Source organism: Chryseobacterium sp. CFS2 (genome assembly GCF_036543225.1).
Classification (GTDB): Bacteria; Bacteroidota; Bacteroidia; order Flavobacteriales; family Weeksellaceae; genus Chryseobacterium; species Chryseobacterium culicis_A.
On the sequence record NZ_JAZHQU010000005.1, the window covers coordinates 391,820 to 403,468 of the forward strand.

Below are 11,649 nucleotides of genomic sequence, written 5' to 3' on the forward strand. Positions count from 1 at the left end.
AATAATGTTACCGGATAAAGGTACAAAAATTTGATGAACAAAACTTAATAAAAGCTGATTATAACAGGTTCTGCAGGGTTTTCATGTCTTAACCGTTAACTTTTGAGATCACCTTATCTGTCCCATCCATTATTCAAAATTGAAATTTTTAAGGGGAATCAGAATTTTTTATAAACTGGAATTATAATATCCGTTTTCTACACAGAAACGGATAAGGTGAAGCTTGGTTTTTAGCCCCAGCTTTTCTGTAAGTCTGTTAATGTAAGTATCAATTGTTCTGGTACTCAGATTAAGTTTTTCAGCAATTTCTTTATTGCTGAACCCCTCATAACAGAACCTCATAAGCTGTATCTCCGCTGGTGAAAGCTCTTCCTGTCCTTTCTTCTGTCTGTCCATATATTCCTGAACGGCAAGTGGCTGCTGCTCCCATTCTTTGGAATACGCCTGATAGTCGAAGTCTTCAGAGGCTATGCTTCCTTTAATAATATCTTTTATAATCGTACTTTTTTTCTGACAATAATAGATGTTGGGAATTTTGGAAAGGATTTCGGCCATATCTTCCTGATAAGTACCGGAATAGGTAATGATAGGAGTTTCTGTATTGTTTTTCCTGATGTATTTGATGGCTTCAATTCCACTTAATACCGGCATGAAGAGTTCTATGATGAAAACATCTTCCTGTCTTCTGTAGATTCTGTTTACCAGCTCATGTCCATTGTTACAATCATTCAGAAGCATATAGAAAGGGTTTTCCATAAGGGTTTTGATCATTATTTTTTTAAAATAAAAATCACTGTCTGCAATGGAAAAACGTACGGTATTAGATAATATTTTACTCATTCTTAATATCGATTTGGCGAATGATATTTAAAATTTAGAGGTCTAATTTATGAAAAACTTATCAAAGTGAAAATTAATATTAATTTAATCAGGGTTTTCACGAAACAGGCTTGGGGAAATTACGTATTGTGCATAAAAATTTTTTTTTATATTTTCACAGGCCAAACAAATCGCAAATTATGTCTTCTAACAGGGAAAAAAAATTAAACAAATCTGACGTCAGAACGGGCATTTGGAAGTTTATTCTGTCATTTGTCGTTTTGTCGGTTGTATCTTTTGCTTGCTTATTTCTCTTCTTTAAGAGTTATGATATACAGCGGGAGGGAATTAGCCGCGAAGCTGAAGCCTATAAAGAACTGATGCTTCGAAGTGACGTGCTTAAGGATCACATTGATGATATTTACGACAAGATGAACCAGCTTAGCATTAATAAGGTGGAGAATGAGGTGTTTCTCAGAACCAGTATTATGGATAATGTGAGAGATGCCAAAAATATTATGGGTAAAGACAGTGTGCAGAGCTTTAAACATTATGCTGTACTGATGAAGCAGATTGTACCGATGATGACTTTAAAAGCTAAGATCATCGAAGTGGAATATCAGAAAAAAACGGTTTTGAGAGATCTTGATGAGTGTATGGGAAAAATCAAAGTGACGAATAATGAGCTGAGAAAAGATCCCACAAGAAATTTCACCGGAAGTAAAAGAAGAAGATAAAAAGAAAAGATATGCAAGGACAAATCACATTATCTAAGAAAGAAAGGCATTATCAGTTTTTTTATTTAATACTGATGCTGGTGACTGCAATGTTATTTTTGGGTGTCATCTTTTTAAAAGGATTTGAATCTCCCTTTTCTGATGAAGATGTAAGAGGAATTCAGAATCTTGAACAGAAAGCCGAATTTGAACAGCATCAGAAAGTTGTTCTTCCTATCATGGACAGTACGTATACCATGATTACCAAGCTGACCAATGACGGGCCGCAGCCTTTTATCGAAAATAATATTCAGCTGGGGGTGAATGACCTTAACAGCTATTTTAATAACACGGACGTTGTGGATATCCGTAAAGATGCCTATCCGCAGATCGCCAAATTCTATAAAATGTACTTTGATGACAAAAAAGTCATTTCAACAACCTCTGAAGACATTAAAATTTTCCAGAAGCAGGTAGATGAATGCAGAATCGGATTTAAAGATAAGCAGAATAAGCTCTATCAGCGCGAGCAGGATCTGAAAGCAAGAATGCAGTAAGCAAATAAATACTAGGAATTTTATATAAAACACATCACAATTATTAACTATGAATTATTTTCAAAAGAACAAGAAAAACATTATTATCGGTGTTATTGCAACGTTGCTGATCGCGGCACTGGTTGCTCTGTGGCTGCAGAAAAAAGTAATACACTCAGCCGATGATATTGTTGGGGTGGTTTATCCGTCTTCACTGGCGGTAGGAGACACGCTTTTATTCGAAGATAAAACCCAGTTTGCCAAAACCAAAAGATGGAATTTCGGAGATGGGACAACTTCTGATAAAAACAGTGGTATTCACTTCTATAATAAACCAGGATATTATCAGGTGATTTTGATCGTTGACAATAAGTACACGAAATCTTTCCCTGTAATGGTAGGCGCAAGAAGCGTTCAGAAACCAAAAGATACGGCAATGTCTAAGACCACTATTGAAGCCGTTACTCAGGCGATGCAAAATGAAAATGTAACATTCCGTGCCATTTCTGATGCCAAACAGTTTGCATGGAAATTCGGGGAATCCGGAAATACAGATGCTAAGGATAAATTTACCATCTATTCCTATAAAAAACCTGGAGAATATCTTGTAACGCTGTACACAGAGCAAAGCCAGGATCCTATCTATCACCGCATTAAAATTCTTCCGGCTTATGATGCTCTTGCAGAAGATGAAGTTTCAGTAGAAGACTCTTATGCAAAAGTAGACAACGACTTTAAATATCATTTGCAGCAGATTGCTAACGGGAACAGTTTCAACATGCACTACAATTACCTGTTGAAAACCTATCTGTGTAACAATGAAAATACAGTGGTAAAAGTAAATGACAGCAAAGTAAATAACTTTTACATGTATTGTGCAGGACTTCAGTTTGACAAAAATACGGTGATCCAGACAGTAAAAGTAAACCTGGATGATACGCAGAACTGTGTAACTAAAGTAGATATCAATCAAAGCAAATAATTTCGTCCGGTCTTACGGATGTGCCAATCATAAAAAGATTAAATAGGATGAAAAATAAATTTCCTCTAGCAGCATATTATATAGGGTTAACAGTATTATTGACGAGTTGCCAGGTAAAACTGCCGTCAAAGAAAACCCCGGAGCCTTCACAGTATGGGCAGGTGGATGCTTCCCCTGTCGTTAACGGTTATCCAAAAAAGTCCGTTCCATGGATTGTTATTTCAGACAGATCAAGAAATACGGCTTATCTGGATAAAGATGATGAGAAGTCTTACAAAGAAGTAAAATTCCTTGAACCTTTAATGGTTTTAAAACATAGAGACGGAATGGTAAAAGTAGCGGAGTATGTTCCGGATGCTTTAATGAAAAAGGTTTCATCAAAATCAGTCAAAACATATGGCTGGATTCCGGAATCAGACCTTCTTCTTTGGAATAACGCTTTAAAAAGTGACAAAACAGGTTATCCTGTAAGAGTGGCAGTAGTACCCAATAACAGCGAAGTCATCAGAAGTGCTGAAAGATACTACAAGAATGACTCTATTATGGTGTTTAATTCACCGAGTCTTATTGAAACTGCCAATGTGAAAATTCCTAACGGACAAATTGTATATGTATACAAAATGGCCGAAAACAACAAACGTTTCCTGGTAGGTAAAAAACCGTCTGTTGATATGGACAGTATCAGCAAAGGACTTTACGGTTGGGTAAGTTCAAATGTAATTTCCAGCTGGGGAGAACGTTCCGCTATCAAGCTTAAAAATACAACCGGAATTAATGATTCGGCACTGGGAATTCATGAAGGACATCCTGGCGGATCTGCTTCAGATGCAGATAATAAAACAGCCGTTCTTCTTACCGATGTAAACAAAAGAACACCGCTGGAAAATATCTTCCCTGTAAATCTTCCTTTAGAAGAAGCCCCAACTCCTGATTCCAAGACAAAATATTTCACCAATATTTTAGATTACAGTAAGAACTTTGTCTCCAATGTATTGGGTGAACCCATCTATTTTGACCGTTACAGAGAGATCACCGAAAGAGATAAAAATATCAATATTGTTTTTGCATTAGATGTAAGTGCTGCCAATGCACCTTATGCCCCTATCGTAAAATCTTTATTGCAGGATCTTCAGCTTAGATTTGAAAAACCATCCTATTTTAGCAATGTTAAATATGGAGTGGTTCTATACAAAAACAATCCTTGTGGAGAGAATATTTCAGTATCCAACTTAAGTACAGATTACAGCAAAATCACGTCATTTATTGATCAGAAAACAAATGAAATGAACTGCGCAAGCAACAATGGTTACCAGCCGGTAGGAGAGGCTCTTACTGCAGCAGGAAACCTTCTTTCAAATGTTTCTGATGAAACCAATATTGTAGTCACTGTAGGAACTTCTGCCAACCAAAGCGGAAATATGTACAGTGTAATCAGCTCTCTGACACAGGCTCAGGCAAGGTTGATTATGTTCCAGACCAGCGCAAGATCATCCGATACATACAATGATTTTGTATTGATGGCTGAAAATGTAGTGACCAACACGGCTAAAAATATTGCTGAACTTAAAAAACAAAAGATCATCAATCAATATGATGTTCTTACCAAAAATAATTTCAGCCTTGTGGAAGGTGATGCAGGTTTCTTCTCTTTAGCTTATCCTAAACAGAGTATGTCTCAGGGCTTTGTCATTTTCCCTAAAAAAGGAGATATTACCACTCCGGGATTCCTGAAAAAATCTGTTGACAGCCTTATTGCGCAGGTTACTTTAGACAATCAGACGGTTGATAAATCATTGAATGAATATTTCCATTCATCAGTAGGAGCAGGAAGAACAGATGTAGATTTAAAGTATAAATATCTGTATCCAGGTCTTACCAATCCTGTTTCTGCCGGAATTGCCGCTCAGTTGATCAACTATGGAAGTCCATTCCTTGTGAAAGGGTATATTCCAAAAGAGCTGAAAGAGTTTACACCGGGAATAGAAAAAGGAATTCTTATTTCAGAATCGGAATATGATAACTTAAAAGCTTTCTACTCGGAAGTTTACAGAAATACTCAGGCTGACCGTGCAGACTTTAATCAGGCAAGAGCCGTGAAAGAATATGTGAAGCTGTTGAAGAAATATAATCCTACGATAAAATTCTTAGATAAAGGAGCGCTTTATGAGCTGCCAATGTCTTATGCTATCGGAATGAGTACAGGATTTGATCTTTCTGAAGAAGAACTGATGGCTAAATATAAACTGAAAGGTTGGAAAAAATCTAAAATCGTTCCTAGTGAGACGGTGAAAAATTATTTCCAGCACTATAAAAATTTAGCAGACAGAATGCTTGCCAACAGAAATAACCCTGCTGTAAAAATTCAACAGAACGGGCAAACTTTCTACTGGCTTAATGAATACTTTACCCCATCAAGAATTCCGACAGAACAACCGGAATACACGAAACACTAAAAAATTCATTTTATGATATCAAAAGCAGGAGTATATACTTCTGCTTTTTTTGTGCTGTAAAGTGAGGCTGTATATTGATTAATTTTAACCCTTAACCCTTAACCCTTAACCCTTAACCCTAAACCCTAAACCTTAAACCTTGAACCTTGAACCTTGAACGTTAAACCCATCTTATTTCTCTTTCATGTGGAAAAATATTTTTTATCTAAAAATAGAGATATAATTTAAAATGCTGTATTAATGGTTGTTATAGTGATGTGTGTAAATCCATTGTCGTAGAATTACGACAACAAATCGTAGAACTACTACAATTTTGCAGATTTATAGGGAAAAGTTTTTTTTAGCAGAAAAGAGCCTCTATATTTGCTAACACAATCACCACATCACAAAATATTACTAACGATTAAATTTACTAATCATGGCCGAAAGAAATTCAAGAGGAATCTTAAAATTTAACAACGGGGAAGGGCAAAAGCTGTTAAAAATGAATTACAGCGTTTCCAGATCTACGGACGTTTCAGGACGTGTAGCATCAGATCCTTCTAACGCACTGATCAAGGTTACAGTAGAAGCTACTGAAAAGTCAGATATCCTTGAAAGCTTACTAAACGGTAAATATAAGCCGACAGTAGGTGAGATTACTTTCAACAAATCTCACGAAGAAGGAACATTGATTACGCTGAACTGGCAGAACGGATATGTAATCCAGCATCAGGTAGATTTCGATGCTATTGACAGCAACAGTATGCTGATCAGCTTCGTCATCAGTGCTGAAACCATTGACTACGGTACTTCTCAATACGCTGGGCTATGGCCATCCAGCTAAAATTTACACACATTATCAACATTCATAAGAAAGAAGACTGTCCCTATTTAAGACGGTCTTTTTTTGCCTGAATGAAAAAACGATACAAAAGATTTTATTTTATAAAAGGCTTATATAGTGCTTGTTATATAAAATAATATTATCTTTAAAACAAACACAAACACAAAGCATATGAAAACTGAATCGAAACCAAAAGGATCTTCCTTCCGTCCGTCACAGAATGCAGACGGAATATCCGAGAATCATCATGCAGGCATCAACCGCCTGGTTAAGTTGTCACTGGTTATAGAGGGTAAAATTATTAAGTACTATAAACATTTCACTCTTAAACAAAAAGCAAATCATCATCACGAATTCAGTCTTACCCTTGCTCACGATGCATTGGGGGACAGGCAGAGCCATACTCTTGAAGAAGCCAATAAATTTCTTGGAAAACGCCTTACAGCTGTTATGTCTTACAAAGATATAGAGAAGAGCCCGGAAAGAAATTTCATTGGAATCATTACCAAAGTAGGTTTCAGCCAGGAGAAAATGAGTCTTGGGAATATTGTCCTCTCTGGATACAGTCCAACCATTTTACTGGATGGTGCTCCACACATTCAAAGCTTTGGCGGCGGACAGCCCGTTAATATGGGAATCATAGCCAAAGAAGTAATAAAACAGGGAATAGATAAAGAACGATTCGATATAAGAGTTGATACCAATGATTATTCTCAGATCATTTACAGCAGCCAATATAACGAAACCCATTACAATTATCTGGCAAGAATGGCAGAAGCTTATGGGGAACAATTCTATTACGATGGAGAAGTATTGCACTTCGGAAAACTTCCGCCACAGAATAAACCTATAAAACTGCTCTACGGAAGCAATGCAGATAACATCAGAGTAGAACTGAAAGCAGTACATACAAAACCTCAATATTATGGCTATAACAGCAGTAAAAACGAAAAGCTGACTTCCGGAGAAACTCCGGTAAATCATTTAGGTGATCTCGCCCGTACAGCGTACAGCCATAACGATAAAATATTTAAAACTCCGGCACTTCAGGTTGCTCCTATTAAAGCCACCACCCATCTGGATGTGGAACATTCCCAAAGAAGCACTTCAGGAAGTGAAGCGGTCAATGTATTTTCAGTTTCCGGTTCTACAACGGTTCCTTTCTTACATCCGGGCTGTGTTGCGGATATTCATATGAGAAAACCCGATAGTAATGAAACTTCCTATTTTACCAAGGTGATGGTAACGGAAGCTGTTCATGAAATTGATACCATCGGTCATTATACAGGAACTTTTGAATCTATTGCTGCAGACACGGGATTTCTGCCCAAACCTGAATTCACTGTACCCGCTGCACAGCCACAAATTGCAACAGTAATTTCTAACACGGATCCGGAAGGACAGGGAAGAGTTCAGGTAAGATTCGACTGGCAGATGAATGATACTACTCACTTTGTTAGGGTGATGAGCCCAGATGCAGGAGGAACAGATCAGATCACTCAAAACAGAGGATATGTAGCTATTCCTGAAGTAGGAGATCAGGTGATGGTGAATTTCGTCCATAGTCATCCCGACAGACCTTTTGTAATGGGAGGAATGTTTCATGGAGGAATAGGCCTTGGTGGCGGTGCTGACAACCGTATAAAATCTATCCAAACGAGAAGCGGCCACCGAATTGTTTTCACAGAAGATGAAAGCATCATTATTACAGATAAAAGCGGTAATGAGATTCATCTGGATACAACGGGCAGCAATATTAATATTACAGCCCCGGAAACCATGACCCTGAACTGTAAGAATATGAATATTAATGTGGGGGAGAATATGACAACGACGGTGGGAATGAATAAATCGGACAGTATTGGATTAAATAATACCGAGACTGTGGGAGCTATGAAACTTACTTCGGTCATAGGAAATGCAAGTACATTCATTACAGGAAAACTTACAGAGATTATTGAAGGAGACGTACACAGCGAAACTAAGAAGGAAAGAAATGAAATTTCAGAAAAGGAAATTAACATTACCTCCAATGCTTCCATCAATAAACACGCCCAGCAAGAAGTACAGAACAACAGCGGAGAGAGATCTAAAGCCTATTAATTATGAGCAGAACGAGAATTGTAAAAGGCACCTACAACAAAATCTCACATGAAAATCATAACATGTATTCTCAGGAGAGTATTATTTCACGTGCCATGAAATGGATTTCTGAAAAGGGTAATGCTAAAGGAGTGAGTCATAATACACCAAGCGATCCACCTCCTTCTGAAATAAAAGCAAAATGTATTGTTCACTTTCGCAGTAAAAATGGTTGGCAGGGAGAAGATTATGGTTTTGACTGGATGAGATTGGGGGAGACCTCCAATTTTGGTGATGTTAATTATGAAGATATAATAGCAAAGCAATATACGGATGCTACTTATACTACATTGGAAACAAATATCAATGAATATGATGGGAGCTTTAAAAAGGAGCCTGTCTTATATTCTAAACTTAAGCAAATATATGGGGTTTACAGTATTCCGTGGAAGAAAAAAGCAGATGGTACTCTAGAAAATTATTATTGTTCCTGGTTATCACTTTACCCTTCCCAGATCAAAGATAGTAAAACAAACCAGCTTACTGCATCTAATTTTAAAAATACCAAAGCTGTTTTAAGCCTCAATATTGAAGTAGATGAAGAACCGGACGCTTTAAAATTTAAAGAAAATAAGTTTTTCAAAATTTCTCCGATGGAAATTTCTCCCAAAACAAAAGGGAAACACAATCTTAAAGATTTTGTAACCATAGAATGCTTGGAGGAATTTTCAAATGATCAGGTTATAGAAGTTATCGCAGTAAAAAAAGACAATGCAGGCATTGAAACCTCCGAAGTCGCCGGGAGATTAAAGGTTTGGGCTAATCATGCTGCCAAAAGGAAAAAAACTAAGTTTTTAATTATTGAATTAAAGACCCCTGAGCTGACCCCTGGAGCTGCTTCAAAAACAGGTAATTCTGCTGGACAGAAAGCATTGTTTGAAAATTATTTACGCCAGGCGTTGATAGAAGCAGATGTAGAAACGGAAACTATAGATGTATCTACAGATTCCCATTTTAAAGCAGGTGGTAAGTATGTCATTGGAGGTAAAATTGCTGCTTATTATCAACCATCAGGGAATGCTCCATCGGGGTTTGTTACTCTTCAAAATTATATATATGATAAACTGAAAACACAGTTGAAAAATAATAAAATTTCTGAAACAAAATATGATAGCCATTACATTGCTATCTATCTCGGAGAAAGCGGGGGATTTGTAGATGCTTCTCATCATGTAGTTGCGCTCAATGGATATAGTAATGGCAGGTTTGTGGTACTATTTCCAACGAAAAATAATCAAACAGCAGCTCACGAATTTCTTCATAGTTTTGCATTACCTCACAGTTTTACAAATTCAGAAGCCGATGCAAAAGCACAGTTTACTTATGAATATGCTAAAACAGAAAATATTATGGATTATTCTCATCACATTCCTGAAACACGTTATAATCTTTGGAAATGGCAATGGATGATAGCTAATACAAATACCAAATAATTATGAAAAAAATATTTTTATTATTCAGCTTATTGATACTTTTTTCATGTAAATCTCAAAAAAGAAATATGATAATTCCTACAATAGATAACAAATTTGAAAAGTTTGATACAGACAAATTTAGTCAATCAACAAAAAAAGAGACTGATGTTGTAAGAGAGTTTCTGCCCAATGGAAATTATATTGAAATGAGTATCGCAAACTCTGGTAAATATTATACTGAATCATATAAAGGTTCTTATTTTATGCTGTCTAAATCATATTATTCCAGTGGAAATATAAAATATAAAGGTATTATGTTTAATGTACCTTGGGGAGCTCCTTTCCAGAAAGGAATCTGGTATGAGTTTGATGAAAATGGAAAGTTGATTAAAGAGGTTGATTATGATAAGCCTTATAAATTTACATTTGAAGATGTTTTAAAATTCTGTGAAAAAGAAGTTATTCCCGTTACAAAAGGTCCGGTATTACAAAGTACAGGTTTTCATACTATAATTTCAAGAAGAATAGAAAATGAAAAGCCCATTTGGGAAATAGAATGGTTAAAAAAGTCTAATCGTGTTGAAAATATAATTTTGGATGGAATTTCCGGTAAAGTAATTTCAAGAAGAGAGTCACAATTTATAAACAATTGATTTTTTAGTTATGAACTAACAGCGAGAATTACAATTTGAAATGTTCATTATCATATCCCAATGCATAATTGCAATGGAAAAAACATTCTGGAAGGTAAAACAGGAAAAGAGCTTCAAAAGAAGACAGTGCCATTTTATAACCCATAATTCTATTGAATATAGATAAAGAAAATAAACTAAATAACCTTAAAACATCAATGAACAAAATCACAGATCATCTGAAATATTTGTCCAAACTATCTGCAGTATTCATCCTTAGTATATTTAAAATTTATGCAATTGGAATCATTTCAACAATTATTGTGCTTGTCCTGGGAATCTATATCTTATCAGAAAAGCTGGGGCCGTCATTAGGGCACACTGGTGCTGGAGGATTTTTGATAACCACTATTACTGCTCAACCTGTTTCAGCAAGTATTTTCTACCTGTTGATTATTATCGCCCCGTTTTTTACAATAGTTTTTGCCACAAAATATGCAATGTCTGTAGTCATTAGTAAATTGCTTCAGGACCATTCCAAAACAATTGTAACGCCGTTTATAGATAAGGTCATCAGTACATTTAAAGCCAAACAGCCTATGGTAATCCGAACCAGTGCAGACTTTGCTATTGCAAAAGTTAAACTGTTGAATGAATTCAGAAACAGCTCTGAAAACAGAATTTTGAAAAAGATCTTAGGCTATGCCCTAAATAAAATCAAGTTTGATGAATTGAATCTCGGTGAGGACAATGCAGACTTCTCCGAAATTATCAAAAAGACCTTGATTGAAAAATTATACGAATTGGCAGAGCCATCAGCCATGCTGTTCTATATCTACATAGGACTTCAATGGTTCAGTCTGGTTTTATTATATTTTTTGAATATTTAAAACAAAAAGAAGGTTTACAACAGTAATTGGTCACAAAATTCTATTGTTGGAACCGTCTCTGGAAACAAAAAAATACGGTTATTACTTCTCTAATTGAAGAATTAACTATCTTTATCTCGTTTAGAATAAAATTTTTAATTTTAGCTGCATAAAAAGAACAACTTTTGACTTCCTGATAAAAGGGATGAGAAATACAGATCAATACCATCAAATCTGAAGAACACTAAAACAGAACGCA

At 35.9% G+C, this 11,649-nt stretch carries 10 protein-coding genes; 9 read left to right on the top strand and 1 reads right to left on the bottom strand.

What is annotated here, in order from left to right; translation table 11 throughout:
- Positions 1 to 168 precede the first annotated feature (168 nt).
- Positions 169 to 840, bottom strand: coding sequence for a response regulator transcription factor (locus ODR02_RS14615; RefSeq protein WP_034697153.1), 672 nt, complete (start codon positions 838 to 840; stop codon positions 169 to 171).
- A gap of 179 nt (positions 841 to 1,019) precedes the next feature.
- Between ODR02_RS14615 and tssO the strand changes: the two genes are divergently transcribed.
- The 9 genes from tssO (at position 1,020) to ODR02_RS14660 (ending at position 11,411) form a co-directional block, all read left to right on the top strand.
- A complete protein-coding gene (tssO, locus tag ODR02_RS14620) occupies positions 1,020 to 1,556 on the top strand; it encodes a type VI secretion system TssO (RefSeq protein ID WP_105684437.1) in 537 nt (178 codons plus the stop codon).
- Between the two features lie 11 nt (positions 1,557 to 1,567).
- Entirely contained in the window at positions 1,568 to 2,092 is a 525-nt protein-coding gene (locus tag ODR02_RS14625; protein ID WP_105684436.1) for a type VI secretion system transmembrane protein TssO, read from the top strand.
- Between the two features lie 49 nt (positions 2,093 to 2,141).
- Positions 2,142 to 3,053 carry a PKD domain-containing protein gene (locus tag ODR02_RS14630; RefSeq protein WP_105684435.1) on the top strand — a complete coding sequence of 304 codons (912 nt, stop codon included), beginning with the start codon at positions 2,142 to 2,144 and terminating at the stop codon, positions 3,051 to 3,053.
- A gap of 47 nt (positions 3,054 to 3,100) precedes the next feature.
- Positions 3,101 to 5,506 (top strand): type VI secretion system protein TssR domain-containing protein, encoded by a 2,406-nt coding sequence (gene tssR / locus ODR02_RS14635; RefSeq protein ID WP_209785750.1) that lies wholly within the window; start codon positions 3,101 to 3,103, stop codon positions 5,504 to 5,506.
- Positions 5,507 to 5,924: 418 nt separating this feature from the next.
- Positions 5,925 to 6,332, top strand: coding sequence for a type VI secretion system tube protein TssD (gene tssD / locus ODR02_RS14640; protein ID WP_034697144.1), 408 nt, complete (start codon positions 5,925 to 5,927; stop codon positions 6,330 to 6,332).
- Positions 6,333 to 6,503: 171 nt separating this feature from the next.
- Positions 6,504 to 8,435 (top strand): type VI secretion system Vgr family protein, encoded by a 1,932-nt coding sequence (locus tag ODR02_RS14645; protein ID WP_309513410.1) that lies wholly within the window; start codon positions 6,504 to 6,506, stop codon positions 8,433 to 8,435.
- A gap of 2 nt (positions 8,436 to 8,437) precedes the next feature.
- The gene (locus tag ODR02_RS14650; RefSeq protein WP_309513411.1) at positions 8,438 to 9,907 is read left to right on the top strand and encodes a hypothetical protein; all 1,470 of its coding nucleotides are present in this window, start codon (positions 8,438 to 8,440) and stop codon (positions 9,905 to 9,907) included.
- Between the two features lie 2 nt (positions 9,908 to 9,909).
- The gene (locus tag ODR02_RS14655; protein WP_309513412.1) at positions 9,910 to 10,542 is read left to right on the top strand and encodes a PepSY domain-containing protein; all 633 of its coding nucleotides are present in this window, start codon (positions 9,910 to 9,912) and stop codon (positions 10,540 to 10,542) included.
- A gap of 197 nt (positions 10,543 to 10,739) precedes the next feature.
- Positions 10,740 to 11,411 carry a hypothetical protein gene (locus ODR02_RS14660; protein WP_309513413.1) on the top strand — a complete coding sequence of 224 codons (672 nt, stop codon included), beginning with the start codon at positions 10,740 to 10,742 and terminating at the stop codon, positions 11,409 to 11,411.
- Positions 11,412 to 11,649 lie beyond the last annotated feature (238 nt).